Annotated in this window: 17 protein-coding genes and 1 other annotated feature; of the genes, 1 reads left to right on the forward strand and 16 read right to left on the reverse strand. The window is 31.2% G+C overall.

Features of this window, described 5'->3' with window-relative positions; all coding sequences use genetic code 11:
* Positions 1-56: 56 nt before the first annotated feature.
* From ABDZ69_RS13860 to murI, 15 genes are all read right to left on the reverse strand, one after another.
* On the reverse strand, positions 57-1,178 hold the full coding sequence (locus tag ABDZ69_RS13860) for a BMP family ABC transporter substrate-binding protein (protein WP_343770518.1): 1,122 nt from the start codon (positions 1,176-1,178) through the stop codon (positions 57-59).
* Between the two features lie 156 nt (positions 1,179-1,334).
* On the reverse strand, positions 1,335-2,402 hold the full coding sequence (locus ABDZ69_RS13865) for a mannose-1-phosphate guanylyltransferase (protein WP_343770520.1): 1,068 nt from the start codon (positions 2,400-2,402) through the stop codon (positions 1,335-1,337).
* A 62-nt stretch (positions 2,403-2,464) separates the two neighbouring features.
* Positions 2,465-3,703 (reverse strand): PTS transporter subunit IIC, encoded by a 1,239-nt coding sequence (locus ABDZ69_RS13870; protein ID WP_343770522.1) that lies wholly within the window; start codon positions 3,701-3,703, stop codon positions 2,465-2,467.
* Between the two features lie 2 nt (positions 3,704-3,705).
* Entirely contained in the window at positions 3,706-3,987 is a 282-nt protein-coding gene (locus ABDZ69_RS13875) for an MtlR transcriptional regulator (protein WP_343770524.1), read from the reverse strand.
* Entirely contained in the window at positions 3,975-6,080 is a 2,106-nt protein-coding gene (locus ABDZ69_RS13880) for a BglG family transcription antiterminator (protein ID WP_343770526.1), read from the reverse strand. Before ABDZ69_RS13880 ends, ABDZ69_RS13875 begins: the two co-directional genes overlap by 13 nt.
* A 58-nt stretch (positions 6,081-6,138) precedes the next feature.
* On the reverse strand, positions 6,139-7,206 hold the full coding sequence (locus ABDZ69_RS13885) for an ABC transporter ATP-binding protein (protein WP_343770528.1): 1,068 nt from the start codon (positions 7,204-7,206) through the stop codon (positions 6,139-6,141).
* Between the two features lie 12 nt (positions 7,207-7,218).
* Entirely contained in the window at positions 7,219-8,901 is a 1,683-nt protein-coding gene (locus ABDZ69_RS13890; protein ID WP_343770530.1) for an ABC transporter permease, read from the reverse strand.
* A gap of 60 nt (positions 8,902-8,961) precedes the next feature.
* Complete coding sequence (locus ABDZ69_RS13895) at positions 8,962-9,999, reverse strand: ABC transporter substrate-binding protein (protein WP_343770533.1); 1,038 nt, start codon at positions 9,997-9,999, stop codon at positions 8,962-8,964.
* Between the two features lie 97 nt (positions 10,000-10,096).
* The gene (locus ABDZ69_RS13900) at positions 10,097-14,050 is read right to left on the reverse strand and encodes an AAA domain-containing protein (RefSeq protein ID WP_343770535.1); all 3,954 of its coding nucleotides are present in this window, start codon (positions 14,048-14,050) and stop codon (positions 10,097-10,099) included.
* Positions 14,051-14,235: 185 nt separating this feature from the next.
* Positions 14,236-15,234 carry a LacI family DNA-binding transcriptional regulator gene (locus ABDZ69_RS13905; protein WP_343770537.1) on the reverse strand — a complete coding sequence of 333 codons (999 nt, stop codon included), beginning with the start codon at positions 15,232-15,234 and terminating at the stop codon, positions 14,236-14,238.
* 26 nt (positions 15,235-15,260) lie between these two features.
* Positions 15,261-18,368: an isoleucine--tRNA ligase gene (gene ileS / locus ABDZ69_RS13910; protein WP_343770539.1), complete on the reverse strand. Its 3,108-nt coding sequence runs from the start codon at positions 18,366-18,368 to the stop codon at positions 15,261-15,263.
* 86 nt (positions 18,369-18,454) lie between these two features.
* Positions 18,455-18,674, reverse strand: a binding site (T-box leader).
* Between the two features lie 62 nt (positions 18,675-18,736).
* A complete protein-coding gene (locus ABDZ69_RS13915; RefSeq protein WP_343770540.1) occupies positions 18,737-20,518 on the reverse strand; it encodes an N-acetylmuramoyl-L-alanine amidase in 1,782 nt (593 codons plus the stop codon).
* Positions 20,519-20,616: 98 nt separating this feature from the next.
* A complete protein-coding gene (locus ABDZ69_RS13920) occupies positions 20,617-21,969 on the reverse strand; it encodes a Na+/H+ antiporter NhaC family protein (RefSeq protein WP_343770541.1) in 1,353 nt (450 codons plus the stop codon).
* Positions 21,970-22,296: a DUF3870 domain-containing protein gene (locus ABDZ69_RS13925; protein WP_343770543.1), complete on the reverse strand. Its 327-nt coding sequence runs from the start codon at positions 22,294-22,296 to the stop codon at positions 21,970-21,972.
* 151 nt (positions 22,297-22,447) lie between these two features.
* Entirely contained in the window at positions 22,448-23,233 is a 786-nt protein-coding gene (murI, locus tag ABDZ69_RS13930) for a glutamate racemase (protein ID WP_343770545.1), read from the reverse strand.
* Positions 23,234-23,477: 244 nt separating this feature from the next.
* Here murI and ABDZ69_RS13935 point away from each other — a divergent pair, with 244 nt between their 5' ends.
* Positions 23,478-24,122 carry an MBL fold metallo-hydrolase gene (locus ABDZ69_RS13935; protein WP_343770546.1) on the forward strand — a complete coding sequence of 215 codons (645 nt, stop codon included), beginning with the start codon at positions 23,478-23,480 and terminating at the stop codon, positions 24,120-24,122.
* Positions 24,123-24,170: 48 nt separating this feature from the next.
* On the opposite strand, the gene ABDZ69_RS13940 is transcribed toward ABDZ69_RS13935, so the two are convergent.
* Positions 24,171-24,536: an ArsR/SmtB family transcription factor gene (locus ABDZ69_RS13940; protein ID WP_343770548.1), complete on the reverse strand. Its 366-nt coding sequence runs from the start codon at positions 24,534-24,536 to the stop codon at positions 24,171-24,173.
* Positions 24,537-24,554: the final 18 nt, after the last annotated feature.

A 24,554-nucleotide genomic window follows, 5' to 3' on the forward strand; every position in this document is an offset into this window, starting at 1 on the left:
TATGATTTTACTAATTAAATTATATGCACTGGGTTTAGCCAGTGCATATTCATGTATTAAGGTTTTACTGCATTTCTTATTTCATTAAGAACTTTTGTATCCATTCCAATAGCTGAATCAACCTTTATTTCTCCAGCAACTATCTTCTTTGAAAGCTCTTCTACAAACTTTCTCATATCTTCTGGAACATTCTTATTGTAGTACTCATTTATAGCTAGTCCAACAGCATCTTCTTTTATTCCTAAAGCCTCAGCTGTTCCCCATGGTAATTTTCCTTGTGTGTGAAGTTCTATTGCTCTTACTAAAGAGTTATCAACTCTTTTTAAAACTGAGCTCATAATTAAATTTGCTTTTTCTTCATCATCTTTAAATAATAAAGCTTGGTCGGAGTCAACACCAATAGCATATTTCTTTTCTATTTTAGCTGCATCTAATGCACCTAAACCTGCTTGAGAAGCAACTGGGAATACTAAATCTACCTTCTGGTTAAATTGAGCTAAAGCCATTTCTTTACCCTTTGCGCTATTGAAGAAATCTCCAATATAAGATATAGCTACTTTCATTTGTGGGTCCACATGCTGAGCACCTTTTATATATCCTATAAGAAAATCGTTTATTACAGGTATATCTGCCCCACCAACAAAACCAATAACTTTTTCTTTGTTAGCTAACTTCATGTTTGAAGCAGTTATTTTTGTTGCTAAAGCTCCTGCTAAGAAAGATCCTTCATTTTGCTTATAATTTATTGAGTATACATTTTTGAAATCTCCTTTTGAATAATCTACAGAAGAGTCAAATAATATGTATTTTTTATCTGGGTGCTGAGGTGCAACTTTTTGTAAATATTCTTGCATCTGCCATGTTCCAACAATTATTATATCCCAATTCTCTTCAGATACGTCTGCCAATGTTGGTTCCCATTTTGTTTGATCTGGCCCAATTTCTATTACTTTTGTCTCAGCTTTAAATTTTTCCTTGATTTGATTTAAACCCTCATTTGCTGAGTCGAAAAAGGATTTATCACCTAAGTTACCATTAAGCAGTAATACAATTTTTAATGCTTTGTCCTTTCCATCATCCTTAGGAGTTTGTCCACCAGAGTCTTTACTTCCACATCCAGTTAGTGTTAATGTTATAAACATTAATACACTTAGCATTAAAGATAATACTTTTTTCATTTTTACCCCTCCATTTTAATAAAACGTTTTAGTAAAACGTTTACTTAGTGTTTATATTAATTATAAAAGCTTTCTCTAAACATTTCAACAACATTTTTTTACATAATACAAAATATTAAAAGGTATATGAATATATTCACATACCTTTTAATATTTTTATATATATTTATCTAATTCACCATCATCTTTTAACTCTGCTACTAAATGCTTAATTTCCTGATCCTTATTTTTGTCCATAACAAGCAATACATCTCCAGCATCTACTATGATTAAATCTTTCACCCCAAAACCAATTACTAATTTTTCTCCACCAAACACAATGCAATTGTCACATTCCTCCATAAAAGCATTTCCTGTTACATTATTTCCTCGGAAATTTTTTAAAAACCTAGATAACGACATAAAGTTTCCAATATCATCCCAAGCAAACTCACATTTTATCACATATGCCTTTCTTGTCTTTTGCATTATTCCAAAGTCTACGGAAATACCTTCTATTAGATTATACTCTTCCCTCGTTGTGTCATCTTCTTTCTCAGTTCCTAAGTTAGCATATATATTCATCATACTTCTATACATTTTAGGTAAATACTTTTCCATTTCTCTTAAATATACATCTGCTCTCCATACAAACATCCCACTGTTCCAAAGATAGGTTCCTTTCGCTATTAGATCCTTAGCCACTTCTAAATTAGGCTTTTCTACAAATCTTTCAACTCTATAGGCTGCAATTTCTCCCGTAATTCTCTCTCCAGTTTGTATATATCCATATCCTGTCTCTGGTCTTGAAGGAGGAACCCCTATGGTAATAAGCCCTCTTCTTCTTTCTACCGTTTCAACAGCTTGAGTAATTGTATCTAAAAATGCCTTTTCACCTTCTATATAGTGATCGGACGGAAGTACTACCATCACGGCATCCTTATCTTTCTTTAATAGCTTAATAGCTGATAGCCCTATACAGGTTGCAGTTTCTTTATTTGAAGGTTCAACAAAAATATTGTCCTTATTAATTTCTGGAAGTTCCTCTGATATCTTATCTAAATACTTCTCGTTAGTAACAACAAAAATGTTTTCCTTGCTGACTAAAGGCTTTATTCTATCAACAGTATTTCTTAAAAAACTCTTATTATTAATTATTTTAAGGAATTGTTTAGGATTCTTGTCCCTTGATAACGGATATAATCTTGTACCCTTACCGCCTGCAAGTATCAACGCATATAACAAAAACACCACTCCGTTTTATTGTTCATAAATATATATTATGAACAATAAAAGGAAGTGGTGAATCAAAACAACAATTTTCTCAAAAAAGTGAATATAATTGCTAAAATTCCAAAATCCGAATCTGCGTAACAAGTTCTCATTAATCCAATGTGAGGCCTTAATAGAGGTAGCAAGAATATAGGAATAACGGTTATAATTATTCCATGCACAAAGGCAGATAAAAGCGCCCCTTTTCTTTTTCCAACTACATACCCGAAAATACCTGCTAATCCTCCCGAAAATAAATGAGTCGTTACAGGTGGCACAACTACGGGACTTTTGATTTTTATCTGAACCATTAGTGTAACTATTCCTCCAACTAAGCTAGTAACAAACCCTAGCATAACGATTTCTGGATTATAGGTAAAAAATACTGCACTATCCATGGCTGGTTTTGCGTCCTTAATTATTTTCTCTCCTATACCTTTAAATGCAAATAATATCTCGTCTGTCATCATTCTTACACCTAATATGATTAAATAAAAAGCTACGGTAAAGTTAATGCTATACTTAAAGGCTATATATAACTTATTGGTTTCCCCAGTAAAATCATATAAAAAACCATTTTCTATATTTATAATGGCTAACAGATATATAAAGAACATACTTATTGCCATTAAAACACTACTATCTCTCATAAAAGAAGATTTTTTCTTCTCTTTCTTCTCTTCCTTAGAATTTTTAAATATTAAGGAGGTCATTCCTCCTATTAAGCAAGCAACGCTTCCAAAATGAGCTAGTCCAATATCCTCTCTACCCGTTATTTTCTTTATAAAAGGTGCGGTTATAAAGGGAAGAAAACTCATAAAAAAACCTAGATAAATTCCTGATAATATTATTAGTGAATAAGTTGGTTTATCATTTATAAGTAATGCCAACATACCAGACATATATAAAATATAATATCCATTAATAAAAATGTACTTTAAAGGCGTAAGTTTAGCTATTATAATATTTATTACCATAGCAATTATCATTATAAATAATGCATTTTTACCATAGCTATATCCAACAATACTAATCATAGTCTCATTGCTAGGAATTATATCAAATACATGAAGGGATCTCCTAATTGTTAAGCTCAGTACTCCTAAAGTGCTAATAGCTAAATTAGAACCAAAAACTATTATGTTATACCCCATAATCGCCTTAACAATAGACACTAGCAGATTGTTTATTTCTTTTTTCTGCATTAAGATGCCTATGGTAATTACAAATACTAAAACTACATCCGTTTTCATCAGTATATCTAACTTTTCCATAGCTAAAATCCTTTACTTTTAATATAATTAGTTAACTTGCTATTAAGCTCTTCTTCATCTAATAAGTCTTCTAACTCTATTTTCTCTATGCTTTTCCTATTAACATTAAAATTTATATCTTCAGAGCATATATATAAATCAGGCTCATAAAATTCTGCTGTGGTTATATCAGATCTAATAACATTATATTTGACATCCTTGTTCTTAAAGTACTTTCTAACGTTAGACTCAATTATAAAACTACTTCCTAATCCTAAACTACACAGAACCACTATGTTAAGCATTCTATTCCCTCCTTATATTCCAGTAGAAGTGAAATTAATTCTTCACTACTTTTACATTGGAGTAACCTTTTAAAATTGCTTCTATTAGTTACAAATCCCGTTATTTCTTCTAATGCTTTAAGATGTTCTTTATTGTTTCTTGTGGCAAAACATATTAATAAGCTTACAGGGTCATGTTTTTTATGGCCAAACTTTATTGGATTCTTAAGAGTTACTATAGAAAATCCCGTTTTATATACGCCCTCTTCTGACTTAGCATGAGGTAAGGCTATTCCTTGAGAAATAACAATATATGGCCCATTTTTCCCTTTCCTCTCATGACAATTTATTAAGCTATTTAGGTAATTACCGCTTATATATCCTGCATTTTGAAGAAGCTCTCCTGCAAATCTTATACCTTCCTCTGGCGTTTCAACACTTACATTAGCCTTTACTAAATCTTTGCTTAAAAAGTCCCACAGATGTAAGTCTTCCTCTTCATATTCTCCTTGAATATACTTTTCTAAATCCTTTTCTAATTCTTCTTTATTGTTTATAGTACAATAGCTCTCTATTATTTTCACAATGTCATGAATGTTTACTTTTTCCCCCCTTACCTTAGGAGTAAAAATTTTAGATAATTGTTCTCTATCTTCTTTATTGATAAGAGGATTAACCACTATAACTGGTGAAGTAGATTCCTTTACAGCAACCGTACTAATTACGTAATCGATATCAAAAATATTTCTCGAAATAAATTGATTATATGAAATTATATCTACAATTTCTATATCTTCATAATAATTCTTCAACCTACTTGCTAAAAGCTTTGAAGTCCCAACTCCTGTGGAACAAACTACAATAACTCTTTTTTTAGAAGCATATCCCTTATTCATTTTTTCAATAGCTGCTACAAAATGAAGACATATATAAGATATTTCATCACTACTTAAAACCACATTGAATTCCTTATTTATTATTTCGCTAGCTTTAGATGTAATGTTATAAAACCTTGGGTAAGAATTTTTTATATCATCTCTAAAGCAGTTTTTTATCTCTATATTATATTTTGCTCTGTTTATGGCAGGCATAAGATGAACAAAAAGTCCATTTGTTATTTCTTCTTTATTATTTAAGTTTACTCTTCCTTCTTTCTGGAATAAGTCTAACATATTATCTATACAATGTATAAGTCTATCCCTTTCCATTAAGTTGGAAAATATGTCATCTTCTAAAAATTTAGCAGGATTGGCCCCTAAAAAATGCATTGTAATCCAAATTACTTCTGTTTTAGGAATGGTTATATTGTATCTTTTAGACATTTCATCACAATACTTCTTTCCCTCATCATATTCAAAGGTTTCAGAAATATAATCCATCTTCTCATATTCAATATCAACAATAAAGTCTTGCTGTATTCTTTTAATCATTATACAGGTATTCATTATAATGTTATAGAAAGAAATATCTGATACTTCTATGTTTCTATCCTCCATAAATTCCATAAGCAGTTCCCAAATCTGCTTTATATCTATGCCATAAAAATAATTCCATATCATTAAGTCATAAATACTTTCAGGATGAAGTAATCCTTGAATTTTTGAATAGTCATAGCTCTCATATATAATGTCATATATAGTTCTTCTTTTCTCTAGTTCTTTCCCTACTATATATATTCCTTTATTTCTTTTTCTTATTAACTCAATATTTCTATCCCTAAGATACGACTCAGCCTCATCTAAGTATTTTGAAACAGTTATTCTGCTTACGCCTATAAAATTTGCAATTTCTTGAAGAGTTCTTGAATAATGACTTTTTAAAAGATACAATATGAGCCTATTCTTATTGCTAAAGCCTAGGTAGTTTTTATATATGGATTCCTTATTAGCTAAAAGGTCTATTTGACTTTTCGTTAAAGATACCTTTATACCTAAGCCATACTTTCTTTCTATTATAGGCATATTGTTTCTTTTTAAAATATAATCAATATTATCTATAGCATATCTTATAGTTCTTTCACTTATATTTATCATTTCTGAAATTTCTTTTATAGATATGAATTTTTCTGCCTCTACCAGACTTTGCAATATTTTATATTCTATATCTTTAATCATATTAATCACCTACTATAAACATTATATAAAATAGAGGATGGCAATACCATCCTCTATTTTATATTAAGTGTAAACTATTTTCATTTATATAAAGGAATACATCTTCTCCTTCACTGTATACCTTCTTGTTGGTTGGGTTATAATCTGTTAGTTTAATCTCTTCTTCACCATATTTTAGTACATAATCTTGATATGCTCCCATAAATACGGAAGTCTTAACTTTAACCTTAATACCTTCATCTTCTCTTAAAGATAATGCTTCTGGCCTTATAACTACCTTTACCTTGTCATTTACATTAAAATCTTTTCTCTTCTTAGCTTTAAAAATTTGATCAAATAATTCTATAGCCACATATCTATCACCAACTTCTTTAACTACAGAGGTAAACATATTAGCCACACCAATAAAATCAGCAACAAATTCTGTAGCTGGCTTATTATATATTTCCTGTGGACTACCTACTTGTTCAATTATTCCCTTGTTCATAATTATTACTCTGTCAGACATACTCATGGCTTCTGCTTGGTCATGCGTAACATATACACTTGTTATACCAATTTGCTTTTGTATTCTTCTAATTTCAGTCCTCATATAAACTCTAAGTTTAGCATCTAGATTGGATAATGGTTCATCAAATAACAACACAGAAGGTTCCATAACCAAAGCTCTCGCAAGAGCTACCCTTTGCTGCTGTCCCCCTGATAATTGATTTGGAGCCCTATTTTCTAGACCCTCTAAATTAACTAATGCTAAAATATTCTTTACTTTTTCTTCTATTGCCTTTGGGGGCAATTTTTTTATTTTTAATCCGTAAGCTACGTTTTCAAATATATTTAAATGAGGAAATAAAGCATAGCTTTGAAATACCATAGCTGTATCTCTTTTGTCTGGAGTTAAACTATTAACCATCTCTTCTCCAATATATATGTCCCCTTCTGATGGAACTTCAAAGCCTGCTATCATCCTTAAAGTTGTTGTTTTGCCACATCCTGAAGGTCCTAGTAACGTTACAAATTCTCCTGGATTTATATCTATAGAGATATTATCTACAGCTGTAAAAGTTTTTCCTCCTGGTGTTTTATAAATCTTAGTTATATCTTTTAATTTAACAAATTTTGATTTCATTATAACTACCTCCTAAACATCTCTAGTTGAAGTTCTTATTCCTATTTTGCTTAATAAGAAGTTCATAACCCCTACTACTATCATAACTATAATTATCAATAAAGTAGAATAAGCTGTGGCAACACCTATTCTTCCAACATCCACCTGAGACATAATTGCAACGGTGAGTAAATTGTATTTCGCTGACACTAAGAATATTACAGCACTTACAGCAGTCATACTTCTTACAAAGCTATAAACAAGTCCGCTAAAGAAAGCATCTTTTATAAGAGGAATAGTAACAGATGTAAATACCTTCATAGAATTTGCACCTAAATCTTGAGCCGCTTCTTCTATTCCTGGGTCAATTTGTTGAAGTGAAGCTACACCGGATCTTATCCCAACAGGCATGCTTCTAAATACAAATGCTATAATGATTATAATTGAGGTTCCAGTTAAAATTATAGGCTGCTTATTATAGGCTAAAATATATCCCATACCAATAACCGTACCAGGAACTGCCATGGATAGCATGGAAGTAAACTCCACGGCACCTCTTCCAAAAAATTTTCTTCTTACTACCAAGAAGGCAACTATCATTCCTAAAATTCCTGTAATAGGCATAGATATTAAAGAAAGAATTGTGGTATCTAATATAGGTTTTATGCCTAAGTTTTTAATGTATTCATAGTGCTTTAAGGTTGGTGTATAATCTATTCCCCATAACTTAACAAAAGAACCAAATGGTATTAATATATATAGAACCAGTATAAATGCACAAAGAAGATAGCAAATAGTTTCCACTGGAACTACTATGCTCTTTTCAGTTATATAATCCCTTTGTCTTGATGGTTTTCCAGTAACGGTTACATAAGATTTATTTCCAACCCAGTATTTTTGAAGTACAAACATAAAGATAGAAATACTTAATAATACCGTAGCCAACGCAGTACCGCCTTTAAGGTCATAATTACCCATAGCTTGCATATAGGTTTGAGCTGCTAATGTATTAAAATTACCCCCTATTACCATAGCATTTCCAAAGTCAGCAACGCTTTGAATAAATACCAATAAAAATGCATTTGCTATTCCTGGTTTTAATAGAGGTAGTATTATAGTTTTAAATATGTGAGACCTTGATGCTCCCATATTTCTTGCTGCTTCCTCATAGGATGGATCTATTTGCTTTAATAATCCTGCTAAAGTTAGGTAAGCTACGGGGAAAAAGGTTAATATTTGAACTACTGCCAGTCCCCAGAATCCATAAACATTAGCCTCCTTAATACCTAATAGAGTGTGAGTTACAAAACCTCTTTGTCCAAAAAGCATTATAAAGGACATAGCTAGCGCAAAGGGAGGAGATACTATTGGAAGTATGGCTAATAATCCAAAGACTTTTCTAAGTTTTAAGTTGATGTAAGCATCTGCATATGCAAATAAAAATCCAATAATAGTACATATAATTCCTACAAAGCCACCTAAAATCAAAGTATTTCCTAATACCTCTTTAGTGTCTGGTTGTTTGAGAACCTGTGTATAATATTGTAAAGTAAAAGCTCCATCATTATTTACAAAGCTTTCTTTTAAAACTTCATATAAAGGCAATACTATAAAAACCGCTAGGGATATCATAACGAATATAATAGTAGTTAATAATATAGGATCTCTAAAAATCTTTTTTGCATCGTCTATTTCAGTTTTAAATCTACCTTTCACGTAATCACCTCTAAATTTTTTATTAAAAGCCCATCTTTATAAGATGGGCTTTTTTAACTATTACTTTATTGCGTTATTCCATTTTTCAATTAATTCATTTTTGTGGCTTCCTGCCCAATCAAGATCATAATTTATTAATTTAGTATCATTTAATTCTTGAGCCTGTTGTGGTGGTTTAGCATTTGGATTAGTTAAGTATTGATATGAACCAACTGTTTGTCCTAACTCCTGAGCTTCCTTTGTTAAACACCAATCAACAAACATCTTAGCTGCTTCTTGATCTGGTCCACCCTTTACTATACCTACTGCTCCTATTTCATAGCCTGTACCTTCTTTTGGAGCAGAAATAACTATATCCTTCATTCCTTCTTCTCTATATTTTATAGCATCATGTAAGAAAGTTATTCCCACTGTAGCTTCACCTTGACCTACCATTCTTCCTGGTGCTGTTCCTGACTTCTGATAAGACTTTATTTGACCATGTAATTTTTTCATATAATCTAGGCCTTTTTCTTCTCCCATTACTTGAACAACTGTAGCTAAGAAAGTGTAAGCTGTTCCTGATGAACCTGGATTTGCTGTAACTATTTGTCCCTTAAGCTCTGGTTTTAATAAATCTTCATAACTTTGAGGTGTTTCTATCCCTTTTTCTTGTAATAATTTCTTATTTGCAACAATTCCTAAATATCCTTTATAAATGCCTGTCCAATATCCTTCTTTATCTTTAAATTGCTCTGGAATATCTTTAGCATTTGGTGAAACATACTGTTCAAGTAAGCCTTCCTTTGAAGCTTGAATAAATCCATCCGCTGGACCTCCAAACCAAATAGAAGCAATTGGCTTTTCTTTTTCAGCTTTTATTCTACCCATTATTTCCCCTGAACTCATTCTAACTGCATCAACCTTTATTCCTGTTTCTTTTTGGAATTGATTAACCGCAGCCACCATATGGTCTTCCATTAATCCAGAATATATTGTAAGTTTTTCAGGTTTTTTAGCTGCTTCTTTAGGTTCTGTCTTAGCGCCACAACCTGCAAGCATAGTTAATGATATTGTTGAAGCTAATGCTATTCCTAATAACTTTTTAATATTAAACATTTTGACCCCTCCTTTAATATACACCTATATCTTACCACAGTTTTATATAGCTATTATTTCATCTTTTGAAAAGTAATTTTGCAAAAATTATGCTTATTTAAACAACTTTTAGTTCTTTGGGGTCTTGTTCACAAATTAATGCCACAGGGTTTAATAAAGAAAATACTTTCTTACCAAATTCCTCTGGCCTTCTATAAAAACTCACATCTCTTACTTGAAGCACTTTCCATCCTAAAGTTTTTAATTTACTCTTAGCTTCGTAGGCTTCATCCAAATCGTCAATGCATATTATTGCTATCTTACTTTGATTACTTTCTAGAACAAAATCAATTTTAAATTCTCCTATATTGACATTGGCTAAAGGCTCAAGTCCTTTATCTTCTAATATTTTATGCACATCCCTTTGAAGGTCTGAATAGAATACATATTGCAAATTATTCTTCCTCATTTGAGCTTTGCTATAGTTATAGCAATAGTTTAACAATGAGAATCTTACACAGTCCATATTTAAAGTTTCAGGCTCTACGGAATGATATACCCATAATTGATTTTTAGCCCTTGTGGCTGCTACATTAAATCTTCGTACATCCGATTCCTTTGTTAAGGAGGCGAATTTCATATTGCCAGCCACTACCATAGATAAAAATATTACATCTCTCTCGTCTCCTTGAAATGAATAAGCATCTCCACATATTATTCTTCTTTTAATTATTTCTTCTTCTCCAACCTTGATCCTCAATCTTTCTTGGATATACTGAGCCTGGTTTTCTCCTAGAAGAGAAATAACTCCCATAGTCATACCTCTATAAGCTTTATCCTTACAAAGATTATATATCTTCTCTACTATAGCCTCTGCTTCTCCTACATTTATACCTTTCTTATCATCTCTTTCTCCATTCTCTATTTTAATTGGATTAATGGCAGGATATAACCTCCCCTGTTTGTGAGCATATCTTAATGGGATTATTTGACCTGAATAACATAATTTATTACTAAATTCTATTATTTCAGGCACACACCTAAAATGTTCCTTAAGTAATATTCTACTAGGAAATACTCTTAACGCAGTATCGTAGAGACTTGTTTGTAAATCATACCATTCTTTATTTGGTACATCTTTTAAATATAGATTTATTAATCTGTTAACATTTTCTTGATCTACTCCAACTCCTTCTGGGCTTATTTGCTTATCATCGCCTACTACAATAGCTCTCTTTCCTCTCATGAGAGCAGAGAGTGCAAATATATTACTTTGACTACTTTCATCCACAATAACTACATCAAATTGCTTTCCTGTTACATCTATATTTTCAATGACTTTGTTTAATGGCATAATCCATACAGGCACTACATCCTTACAGTTTTCTATTTCCTCTTGAGCAAGTCTTATATAATCACCTACATATTTTCCCTTTCCTTTCCCTATTCTCTTGACCGCTTGCAACCAAGAAAATAAGCTCCTCTTCTCTCTTTCTGATATTTTAGATATTTGATTATACCAAGCTCTCTTACATATAATTTCTCTTATTATCTCTCTTTCTTTAGATTTTTCATTTTCTAAATGGTTCTCTAGATCATCTCTATTAGGTTCTTCCAAATGCTCTAACATGGTACTCCATTTTTTCCATCTCCAAGCCCTGTTCCAATTATTTAAGTTTTCCATATTTCCATTAATCATTTTACTATATAATTTGGGTAAAACTTCTCTTAGACTGTATAAAATAGAATCCACATCTTCTAGAGTGGCTTTAACACCTTTTAATTTTTCTATTTGAATGTACGCTTTTCTTAACTTGTTTATGTCAAGCTCCTCTAATGCATATAATAAACTACTAAATTCTTTATGATTGCTAATCATAGTTTTTATTAGATTTAATCTAACGGTTAACTCCCTTAAATCATATATTTCTTTTATGTAATTCAGACAATCTTTTAAATGAGTAAAAGTATCCTCTCTATACCAATTTAAATTGTAGGGATATTTTATATTATCTAATGAATTGCTTACTTCTAGCCTTATATTTTCATTCCAATTGATAATAATGTTTACACACTCCATATATTGTTCTAATTCAATTAAAGCATTGTGCAGCTCTTCACCTATTTGAAGGTGATTATAATTCTTAAAGGTATTATTCCAAAGGCTTCTCATAGTATTTTCTATGGTTTTTTCTTCTATGTATAAATTAATTAACATGGACTGTTCTAAATTTTCTAAAGGATTGCCATCTATAAAGCAGTTTTCTAAAAAATATTTACAATCCTTATGAATCATACTAAATAATTTTGATATTTTCCCTCTCTTACTTAATTCATTATATATTTTCCCGTGGCAAGCCTTAAGATTATGAAGGCTCACATCCTTTGGAAGGGAAATACTATAATTATTTAATCCCTTTCTAATTGAGTTTAATCTTTTTATATAACCTTTCCATTTAAGAGATAAATTTAATATGGAATCTTTCATATAATAACTGCTATGGTAAGTTTCTAGTATATCTCCTAATCCCACATTATTTATTTTTTGAAATTCATTCAAACTATTATTTAAACACTCTATTGCCTTGTTATAATTAAATCCTTTATCAAAATATATATTATAGTTTTTTAGTTTGTTTATATTTTTTTCATATACATCTTTTAACCCTTTATACCGTATTATTAAGCCATACAATTCATCATATTCTGGTATTTCATCTATTAAGTTTATAACATTATTTAACTCCTTTAAGTTTCCTCCTTCTATTTTTTTCATGCATTCTTTTATTTTTTCAAATTCATCACTAGAAATAGGAGATCTACTGTCTATTCTTATGGAATCTTCAATCCATGAGTATTCCTTTTCATTCTCCTTCACCCATTTAGCAATAGTAACTAAAGTGTATTCCTGTCCGTGATAATTTATAATTTCTTTTTCTCTTTCTTCTAATTTTTTTAATTCATTAAATAGATTATCCATCTTCGTTCTACAATTACTTAGATCTTTTTCTAATATGAATATATCTTCATACAAAACTCTGGGATTTGTGGATAAATTTTCTGTTATAAATCTTACAGACTCCTCTAATTTTTGCATTTCCTTCGAATCATTTCCTAATAAACTTATGCATAAAGGTCTTATTTCCTCTGGTATTTTATCCTTTAAAACCTTTAACGCCCCTCCTCTTTCGCTAGTAATTAACACTCTCTTTCCTCGAGCTAAAAAGTGGCATATTAGGTTTGCAATAGTGTGGCTCTTTCCCGTTCCTGGGGGACCTTGAACAACTACTCCAAAGTTTTTACTAAGTAGTCTAACCACTTCTCTTTGCTCTTCATTAGCAAGTAATGGAAATAATATATCCTTTTCCTCTTCCATCCAGTCTTCATTTTCCTCCAGGTTTTCTTCCACTAAAGCTCTTAAAGGCTTTGGAATATCCATACCCCTATCTATTCCTTTTATTATATTTTTAATATCCTCTTTCCATAAATTCATATTCTCCTTTCTTACTATAATAACTGGCTCTTGTATTATAGAAGGATTACTTCCTATTTTGTACTCTTTACTTCCGCAAATATAATTGCTCTCTTCATTCTTATTAATTTTCCTCTCATTTATATAATTTAATATTAAATTGTAATAATCCTTTTTTGAACTTGCTATATTTTTCAAATCTAAATCTAATCCCTGTAAAAATTGAATTTCTAAATTATTAGAATAAGTCTTTAGGTAAAATTTATCCTCCAAAGGATTAAAGTCCAATTCTACTGATTTGGTAAAAATGGGGTGTATAATTTTTTCCCCATCCACCATCCATGTGAACAACTCACTTCCATAAACAATTTCATAGGATTCATTATTTTTTTGCATATCTTCATAAAGATTAAATAAATAGTCGTACGTCTTTTTAGATTTTTTACTTATTGTTATACATTCATCTGTATTATTATCTGCTACATCATTTATCCAAACTACCTGGTGGTATTCTTTAATATTTTTTATTATTTTTTCATTTATTCCTTTTAAAGTTAAAAGATAATTAAATATACTTTTAACTTTATTTCGAGTTTCCATAATTCATCCCCCCAATGGTAACAACATATATGTATATTACTTTTATGTTAAATTATACCATTACACTTATGTCATTTCAAAAACTTTATTGTACAATAAAGTTTTTGAAATGACATAATATAACATACCTAAATAAAAAAACACAGATATAATCTGTGTTTTTTTATTTATAAGCTTTTTATTTACTATTTTTTACATGAATCTCTTTCAATCAACTTATGATTTAATACATAATGTTCTTTACCTAAGGGTTGCTTGTTAATTATTTTTATTAGCATTCTCATACCTACTGATCCCATATCATACATAGGTTGAGATATGGTTGTAAGCTTAGGATAGAATATTGATGATGAATATATATTGTCAAAGCCAATAACATCTATATCTTCAGGCACTCTTATTCCTTTATCTCTTAATAAATTGATTACTCCCATAGCTATTTCGTCACTAGCACAGAAAATCCCATCTATAGATGAATTATCTATAACTTTTTCCATAGCAGCATATCCGTCCTTAGCTTTAATTCCAGAAAAGGAAATTAAAGATTGATCAACTTCTAAATTCATTTCTAGCAACGCTTTTTTATATCCCTTATATCTTAGGGAAGTAGCATTTACATTGTTATCATTTGGTCCTACATAAGCAATTTTTTTATTTCCCTTTTCTATTAAATATTTTGTAGCCTCATAGGCTGCTTTTAAATTATCTACGGTAACACTTGGAAAACTCTTTTCTTCATCTATGGTTTCTGTAAGTACTGTTGGTATCTCTAACTCTCTTATCAAGTCAATAATATCCTTTTGAAGAGAATTACTCATGTATAAAACACCATCTACCATTTTTTCTTTGAGAACCTTTAAATATTCCATTTCTTTTTCAATATCTAAATCTGTATTGCAAAGAATTATATTGTAGTCGTATATATTAGCTACATCTTCAGCACCTCTAACTATCTCTGGATAAAACTGACTGGATATATCTGGTATTATAATTCCTATAGTGCTAGTCTTTTGTGTTTTAAGACTTCTAGCAACAATATTAGGTCTATATCCTAATTTTTTAATTGCAACTAAAACTTTTTCCTTAGTTTCTTCGTTTACTACATCTATATCATTTAGAACCCTCGATACCGTTGCAATTGATACTCCTGCCTCTTTTGCCACGTCCTTAATTGATGCTGCCATATTATCAACTCCTAATAAGGTATTTTTTACATAGCTACTTTCACATAGATTTTAAAATCTTCTCCATTGATTTTACAGTCTGTATATTCCTTTTCTTCATTATAATATATCTCTGCACTAAGAGTTTCTTTTTTAATATAATCTTCAAATTTACGTACAACAGCTTCCAACATTTCATTTCCCGCTACATATAAATTTATTTTGTCCGCAACTTGGAATCCGCTATCCTTTCTCATATTTTGAATTTTACTTAACAATTCTCTTAAATGCCCTTCTTCTTTTAGCTCTTCAGTTAAAGTAGTATCTAAAACCACTCCTGTAGTTCCTTCCCCTGCAAAAGCAAATCCTTCAAGCCCCTGCATTGTAACTAATAGGTTTTCACTGTTAAGCTCTATTTCTACCTCTCCTGCATTGATAGCTACAATACCTCCAGTTTGAATCTTTTGAGCAAGTTCCATTTGGTTCATAGCTCCTAATTCTTTTCTTATTACAGGTATAAACTTTCCATAGGCCTTTCCTAGTACTGGAAGATTTGGTTTTATGTCAAAGTTAACATATTTAGATAAATCTGCTCCAAATACTACATCTTTTATATTAAGTTCATCTTTTATAATGTCTCCATAGTATTCTGGTAAAGATTTAGAGCTTACAAGCATTTGTGATAATGGCTGCCTGTTCTTTATATTTGCAGTATTTCTAGCGCTTCTTCCAAGCTTAACCATCTTATAGGCCTCTTCCATTTCTCTCTCTAATTCTTTATCCATTAAGTTTTCATCATATTTTGGCCACTTACATAAGTGTATGCTTTCTTCAGCATCATTATTTAATGACTTAACTAAATTTTCGTATATTTCTTCTGTTATAAAAGGAACAAAAGGTGCAGCCACTAAACATACAGTAGTTAATACTCTATATAAAGTCACATAAGCTCCTATCTTATCATCTGTTAATGTTTCACTCCAGAACCTAGCTCTATTTCTTCTTACATACCAATTAGATAGCTCATCTACAAACTCTTCAATAGCAAGTGCTGCTGGAGTTATTCTATAAGCATCCATGTGTTCTTCCACTTCTTTAATTAAAGTGTTAAGTTTTGAAGTTATCCATTTATCCATTACATTTTCGCTTACAAAACCTTCATATTCTAATGGATTAAACTTATCTAAATCAGCATATAGCACGTAGAAGGAATAAACATTCCATAATGTACTCATAAACTTTCTTTGAGTTTCTTCAACGTCTTGAACAGAAAATCTAGTTGGTAACCAAGGTGCACTTGCTGTATAAAAATGCCATCTACAAGCATCTGCTCCCATATTGTCTAGTATTTCAAATGGATCTACAACATTTCCTTTGTGCTTTGACATTTTTAATCCATGTCTATCTAGCACGTGGCCTAACACAAGACAGTTTTGGTATGATGTAGTATCAAATAATGCTGTTGAAATTGCAAGTAATGAGTAAAACCACCCTCTTGTTTGATCCACAGCTTCTGATATAAATTGTGCTGGGAAGTTCTTTTCAAATACTTCCTTATTTTCAAAGGGATAATGATACTGTGCAAATGGCATTGCACCTGAATCAAACCAACAGTCAATAACTTCATGAACTCTTGTCATCTCTTTATTACAATGAGGACATGTTAACTTCACGTTATCTATAAATGGCTTGTGTAATTCTATATCTTCTGGAACATTAATTCCCTTTTCATTTAATTCACTTATACTTCCTATGCACTCTCTATGACCGCAACCGCATTCCCATATTGGAAGAGGTGTTCCCCAATACCTATCTCTTGAAACGGCCCAATCTATAAGGTTTTCTAAAAACTTACCAAACCTTCCCGTTCTTACATTATCTGGATACCAATTAATTTTATTATTATTTTCTATCAATTTATCTTTTAAAGATGTCATTCTAACAAACCAACTATCTTTTGGATAGTATAGTAACGGTGTATCACATCTCCAGCAATGAGGATAGGAGTGAGTAAATCTTTCTGATTTATATAACTTTCCACTTTCCTTTAAGCATTCAATTATTTTTGGGTCTGCTTTTTTTACAAAAATTCCTGCCCATGGCTCTACACAATCAATAAATTTCCCTTCCCCATCAACTAGGTTCATAAAAGGCAGATTATGCTTTTTGCAAACAACACTATCATCTTCACCATAAGCTGGTGCTAAGTGAACTACTCCTGTACCATCACTTAGTGTAACGAAATCACCATGAACTACATAGAAGGCTTTTTCTTCAGGTGTGTAGAAATTAAATAGTTGCTCGTATTCAAGTCCTAAGATTTCTTCTCCCTTAAATTCCTTAACAACTTCATATTCTCCCTCTAACACTTTAAGAAGATCCTTTGCCAATATCAAATGCTCTTCATTATTAATCACTTCTACATAAGTGAAGTTTTTGTTTATTCCTAAAGCTACGTTGCTTGGTAATGTCCAAGGAGTTGTTGTCCACGCTAGTATATACTTGTTGTCTTCTCCTCTAACTCTAAATTTAACAAAAGCTGTTCCTTCGTTTACATCTTTGTATCCCTGTGCCACTTCATGGGAAGATAGGCTAGTTCCGCATCTTGGGCAATAAGGCATAACTTTATGTCCTTTATACAGCAAATCTTTATCCCACATTTGTTTTAATGCCCACCATACTGATTCTATATAGTTATTATGGTAGGTAACATAAGGATTATCCATGTCTACCCAGAAAGCTAGTTTTTCTGACATGTCTTTCCACATATTAGAATAAGTAAATACAGAGTCCTTACATTCACCTATAAATTTTTCGACTCCATAATTTTCAATTTCCTGTTTACCTGAAATTCCTAACTTCTTTTCAATTTCAAGTTCTACTGGAAGACCATGAGTATCCCACCCTGCTTTTCTTAATACTCTATATCCCCTCATTACTTTATACCTTGGTACTAAGTCTTTTATAACTCTTGTCAACACGTGACCTACGTGTGGCTTTCCATTAGCAGTTGGTGGTCCATCATAGAAAGTAAAAAATTCTCCTTCTTTGTTTAAGTCGAAGTTCTTTTCTACTATTTTATTATCTGTCCACTTGTTCAATGTATCTCTTTCCATTTGCACAAAGCTTCTACTGTTATCTATTTTCTTATACATCTGAGAATCCCTCCTATTATATTAATTCTTGTCATAACTCATGTATTGTAAACAAATTATTTTACCAAAACAAAAAACTTCGCCCTTAATAGGACGAAGTTATAATTCCGCTATACCACCTATGGTAAATAAATTTCAAGCACACATATACTCTAGCCTTTAACGCAGGACTACGGACAAACCTACTATAACTTCAGTTCCCAACTCCAAGGTGATTTTCCTTAAAACTTAACCTGTGGATTTTCACCAAACACCACTCTCTTTCAAGCCAGGGATTTAAGTACTTTTCCTCTTCATAGCCTTTAATATCAATTATCCTTTATTATATTATAATAATTTTTTATTGTCAATTTATTTTACACAGATTCCTACAATCCTAAAGACTTTAATATACCGCTTGCAATCCCCTCCGCTGCTTTCTTTTGGAAGTTAGGATCCTTTAGGTTTTTCTCTCCATTAGGATTGCTTATAAATTCTAATTCTACTAAAACTGCTGGTGGATCTGTATATTTTAATACATAGAATCCTGCCGGTTTAATCTTTCTATCCACTGTTCCTAGCTTGCTTATTAATTGACTTTGAATATTCTGTGCCAATGCTTTACCTGCTACACTTTCACTATCATAATAAGTTTCTGTTCCATTGGCTGTTGGATTGTTTTTTATGGAGTTGCAGTGAATGGACACATAGTAATTTGCATTTACACTATTCGCTATTTCAGTTCTTTTTTTCAAGTCCTCTTTCTCATTTGACGGCCAAGAAACATTGTCACTTGTCCTAGTATAAACTACTTTTACCCCATTCTTTAAAAGTATATTTCCTACTTCTATACCTACTGGTAAAGCCACATCCTTTTCTCTAAGTCCATTAGCTCCTATGGCTCCTGGGTCATATCCTCCGTGGCCTGGGTCAATTACAACTACAAATCTGCTATCACCCTTCATGGTTACTAGTAAAGTTAAATAAACTTTTCCCTTGTAACCTGCTACTGTTCCTATATAACTATAGGTTCCTGCTTTCGTTGTATCTACAGAAGTATTATCCCAAGTTACTGGAGCCTCTATAACATCTCCTCCATTTGTCATAGCCTTTATCTTTTCAGGAAGATCATATAAGTCTCCTTCTGCTACTGTTGATATTATATCTTCTACTGAAACTAATCTACTTTCATTGCCACTAAGGTCTTCTGTTTCTTTAAACTTTATTATTCCTCCCGCTATAGATTCAGCAAACTTATCTTGCATTTCAGGGCTACTAATTATTAATTCTTCTTGAGGATTATTTAAAAAACCTACAAAAAGCTTTGCAATAGGAATGTTTACAGCGCTTCCTTCAACAAAGTTACTAGTTTTAACTCCCCTACTTTTCATATCTACAGTAGTTTCAACTTTTTGCTGAATATTCTCTGCTAGAGTTTGACCTAGAGCATCTCCTGTTAAATAATATGTTTCAACTCCCGTAGCTTCATTATTGCCAGCTATATTTGTATGTACGCTTACTGCAAAATAATTATAATCTTCATTATTAATTATACTAAAACGTGAAGTCATGTCATCCTTACTCCAAGTTATACTATCATCTGTTCTAGTATAAATAACTTTAATTCCGCTTCTTTCTAATATAGCTCCCGCTTTTAATACTATGTTTAAAGCTATATCCTTTTCCATGTTGCCATTAGGACCTGTAATTCCAATATCACTGCCGCCATGACCTGCGTCTAGCACTACAGCAAATTCCTTGTTTGTTACTTCTTCACTTTTAATTGTAAACTTCATCCTAGCAGGACTCCCCAAAGATTTCCCAGAAGTCTTTTTCACATTTTCAGTTATTATTAAATAATAACTTTTCCCTTTTTCATACTTTCCCCCATTTTTAACCGATACCGTCACTCCCTTAAGATCTGAGGAAAGTACAACATCTACAGGAATGGTTTGTCCATTTTCATTTGTTACATAAATATTATTATTTATAGTAGCTTTGTCCAATTCATTATTGAATCTAATTGTCCAAACCTTGTTCTCCTCTACACTTTGCTTAGAACTCCAATCTTGAAAGTTAGAACTAGCCTTAACAGAGTTTATTCCCCCTAATTTTACCACCATAAATAATAGCATTGTGATTATAAAAGCTACCTTAAACCCTTTTCTCAAAAAACCACCCCTCTTTGTAATATCATCTGTTAATACGATTAATTCTTAAGTTTGTTACACATATATCTATTATAATATAAATTTCTATAATTTTCATTCTAATCTATAGTATATTTTAAAATATTATTATACTTCTTCCCTTGAATTAATAAATAAATCATGTTAAATAATGGAATAACATATAGATAAAATGAGTAAATAATTGCCTTAGGTCCAACCCCTAAGGTAGCTAATGGCACAAGGAGTGCAATATTCCATGGTATAAAAGAAGATATTACTATAGCTGTGTTTTCTAAATCCGAGGCTAATTCATATTTGTCTATACCATTCTTTTCATAAGCGTCCTTTAAAAGCATATGAGTAAGTATTACCGCAAGGGTTTGACTACATCCAAAGGCTGCGGTGAAAAAACTTGTCACAATAGCAGCAAAAAATAAACCGCTTCTAGTTTTGGCCTTATCTATAAATTTATCTATATATTTTAGCATACTGGTTTCCTCAAAAATCCCTGCAAAGGCTGAAGATATAAATACAACTAAAGAACTCTTTAGCATAGATACAACCCCTCCACCCTTAATAATATTTTTTAAAGGATTGTCTCCTTCCATTGAATATCCTAAAAACACATATTTAAAAGAACTTATAAATCCATTATCTTGAACTAAAGCACTTATAAACAATGCTACAATTATGCTAATCAAAATAGAAGTTTTAACATTAACTTTTAAAAAAGATAGTACTAAAATTACAATAGCTGGAACAAGAGCTACGATTCCTATTTGGAAAGAATTACTTATATCTGCTATAATACTACTTTGTGTAGCACTTAGTGGATATTTATTTGATAAAATAGTGTAAATGATTATTGAAAGAATAAAAGGTACCATTGATGTCTTGAACATTTTCTTTATATTTGTATAAAGTTCTGTATCTGTTAAAGTAGCAACTAAATTAGCACTAGATGACATAGGAGAACACCTATCTCCAAAATAAATTCCTGCTATTATAGCTCCTGATGTAGCTACTAAGTTTGCTCCTCCCCCTCTAGCCACTACAATCAGTGCAATACCTGCAGTACTAACAGTTCCAAAAGATGTTCCTATAAGAAAAGATACTAAAGAGCTGATTAAAAAAGCTGATAATATAAATAAATTAGGCTTTAAAAATTTCATGCCATAATAAACCATTGCTGGCACAGTTCCCGACGCCATCCATATACCTGTAATTCCACCTATTAATACAAATATCTTGATTACTATAAAAGCCTTTTTACCGCCTTTATAGGCCATAGCTAGTAATTCTCTAATTTTAAAGCCTTTTCTCATGCCTACAATAATAAATAAAATTATTCCTAAGGTAAGAGGATACCCTATATATATTCCCTTATATACTCCAAAAAGTAACATTACAAAGGTAACTATAAATGCAAAAGCTACATCCAATAAAAACACCTACCTCTTCTTCATTTCTATTAAGAACTTATTATGCACTTCCCTTAATGCCACTATTAGCGCCTTTTGCGCTGTTCCAAAAAATCTATTATTTATCTCATTAATCATTTCATCTAATTCTTTTACTATACTGTACCCTATAAGCATAGATTTAATAAAATCTGTGGTCATACTGCTAATAGCATTAGAGGTTACATCTATTATTTCTCCTGTGTCTTTATTTATTATCATCCCCAAGAAAAAGCCATTGTACATCACCGTTATTGGGTCTGTGCTATTTGCTCTAGATACTCCTGTAATATATATGGTATTTTTTTCATACTTCATGTGATACCACTCCTCATAAAATTTAACTATTACACTGTTCCTAATTAAATTATACAACAATTTTAATAAAATATGGGCAGTAATTTAATTATATCAAAAATTCAGACTGTTAATTTTAATATTAACAGTCTGAATTTTCAACCTTTAATTATTAATCATTATATTGTATTATCGCCTCTGGCAATTCTAAATTTAACATGTCCATAATTACATGATATTTTTCTTCATCTCCCGAGGTATAAACCTTAAATATCTTCCCCTTTTCTTCTTTTATTAAATCTTTTTCTTCTAAATAATTTTTAATAGCATCTGCTTGTTGGAAGGCAGGATTTATGAAGTTTATTTCTGGATAACATTCCTCAAATATATCTTTTACTATAGGGTAGTGAGTACATCCAAGTATTACTGTGTCCACTTTTTCACTTTCCAAAATACTATCAATGTGGATTTTTACTATATCCTTTACCTCTGCCCTATCTATTTTTCCGCTATCTACAATAGCAGCAAGCTCTCCAGAGCCTTTTCCATAGACCTTAATATCTCCAAGCATTTTATCATAATATCCACTATTTACAGTAAAATTAGTAGCTATAAGTCCAACTTTTTCCTTCCTTAACGTATTTTTAATGTTGTCCACAACTGGATCAATAACCTTTATTATTTTAACATCATAGTCTCCACTTATCTGATCTATGATTGTAGAAATTGTATTGCATGCCACTCCGATAACCTTTACATTTTGAGTGATTAAAAACTCAATCATTCTTCTTGTAAGACTTACAATTTCTTCTTCACTTTTATTTCCATAAGGTACATTTTTATTATCACCAAAATATAATATATTTTCCTTTGGCAACAATAGTTGAAGTTCTTTTACCGTGGTAAGTCCTCCTACCCCTGAATCTAGTACTCCTATTGGACTATTTTTTGTCATCATAATAAATTACCTCCCCCAAAAAATTAAAGCCGGTTCTCCCCTAGAGGAGAAAACCGGCTTCATTATATTTTTATATACAAAATTTACATACATGTCTTGCATACTAACATAACGAACGGTGTATATTAAATTGATTTTTCTAAAAATATTCTATCAAATCCTCTTTCAGTTGTCAATATTTTTGGAATATTTATTATATGTTATAATTATATGTACATACTACTATTGAAAGGAGAGGAAAAAAATGATTATTACGTGGCTCGGTCATTCTTCTTTTTTACTTGAGGATTCTAATGGCTTTAAAATTTTAACAGATCCCTTTGATACCTCTATAGGTTATGAAGTTTTTAAGGGGGAAGTGGATGTGGTAACCATAAGTCACGGACATTTCGACCATAATTATAAAGCTAATATTAATTCAGAAAAAACTAGAATAATAGAAGATGTTGGTTCTTTTAGTGTAGAAAGTGTACGGATAAACGGAACACACTCTTTTCATGATAATGCTCAAGGAACAAAAAGAGGAAATAATATAATTTACACCATTGAAATGGAAGGCTTAAAACTTTGCCATTTAGGTGATTTGGGTCATATTTTATCTCAGGATCAATTGAATCAAATTGGAAATGTAGACATTTTACTTATACCTATAGGTGGAAACTATACTATAAACGCAAAAGAAGCTTATAAATTAACCAACATTATAAAAAGCAATATTGTTATCCCTATGCACTATAAAACTCCAGACTTATCCTTTCCTCTAGACGGATTAGAATACTTTATAAAATATATGAAAAAAGCTGAAGGAATAAAGGGAACTTCCTTCTCTATATCTAAGGAGGATATAGAGAATTTTGATGAAGATTTAATAATCTTAGACTACAAATAAAAAGCCTTAGTTTTGCGGCTATACAGCAAAACTAAGGTTTCTCATTTCTTAATTATGTTCAATGTGTGTTAAACCAGCATTAAAAATTTCACCTATGTGCTCATCATCCAAGGAATAAAATACAATTTTCCCCTCTTTTCTAAACTTAACCAATCTAGCACTCTTTAAAATTCTAAGTTGATGGGAAATGGAAGACTGACTCATTCCAAGCACCTCTGCAATATCACAAACACATAATTCTCTTTTGGAAAGGGCATATATTATTTTTATCCTAGTATAGTCCCCTAACACTTTAAATAAATCTGATAATTTAGTAAAAACTTCATTATGGAGCATATTGCTCTTTACACAATTTACACAATCATTATGTATATCGCAACAACTACACACTTCAATTTCTTCAAGACTTTTCATTTTCCCACCACCTTTTAA

Source organism: Clostridium malenominatum, assembly GCF_039521365.1.
GTDB classification, from domain to species: Bacteria; Bacillota; Clostridia; order Clostridiales; family Clostridiaceae; genus Clostridium_AW; species Clostridium_AW malenominatum.

Coding starts and splice junctions, on each gene's coding strand:
- ABDZ69_RS13935 (WP_343770546.1), top strand. CDS start 23,478: ATGATTATTACGTGGCTCGGTCATTCTTCTTTTTTACTTGAGGATTCT.
- ABDZ69_RS13875 (WP_343770524.1), bottom strand. CDS start 3,987: ATGCTTAACATAGTGGTTCTGTGTAGTTTAGGATTAGGAAGTAGTTTT.
- ABDZ69_RS13940 (WP_343770548.1), bottom strand. CDS start 24,536: ATGAAAAGTCTTGAAGAAATTGAAGTGTGTAGTTGTTGCGATATACAT.
- ABDZ69_RS13905 (WP_343770537.1), bottom strand. CDS start 15,234: ATGGCAGCATCAATTAAGGACGTGGCAAAAGAGGCAGGAGTATCAATT.
- ABDZ69_RS13885 (WP_343770528.1), bottom strand. CDS start 7,206: ATGAAATCAAAATTTGTTAAATTAAAAGATATAACTAAGATTTATAAA.
- ABDZ69_RS13925 (WP_343770543.1), bottom strand. CDS start 22,296: ATGAAGTATGAAAAAAATACCATATATATTACAGGAGTATCTAGAGCA.
- ileS (WP_343770539.1), bottom strand. CDS start 18,368: ATGTATAAGAAAATAGATAACAGTAGAAGCTTTGTGCAAATGGAAAGA.
- ABDZ69_RS13900 (WP_343770535.1), bottom strand. CDS start 14,050: ATGGAAACTCGAAATAAAGTTAAAAGTATATTTAATTATCTTTTAACT.
- murI (WP_343770545.1), bottom strand. CDS start 23,233: ATGATGACAAAAAATAGTCCAATAGGAGTACTAGATTCAGGGGTAGGA.
- ABDZ69_RS13870 (WP_343770522.1), bottom strand. CDS start 3,703: ATGGAAAAGTTAGATATACTGATGAAAACGGATGTAGTTTTAGTATTT.
- ABDZ69_RS13895 (WP_343770533.1), bottom strand. CDS start 9,999: ATGTTTAATATTAAAAAGTTATTAGGAATAGCATTAGCTTCAACAATA.
- ABDZ69_RS13880 (WP_343770526.1), bottom strand. CDS start 6,080: ATGATTAAAGATATAGAATATAAAATATTGCAAAGTCTGGTAGAGGCA.
- ABDZ69_RS13860 (WP_343770518.1), bottom strand. CDS start 1,178: ATGAAAAAAGTATTATCTTTAATGCTAAGTGTATTAATGTTTATAACA.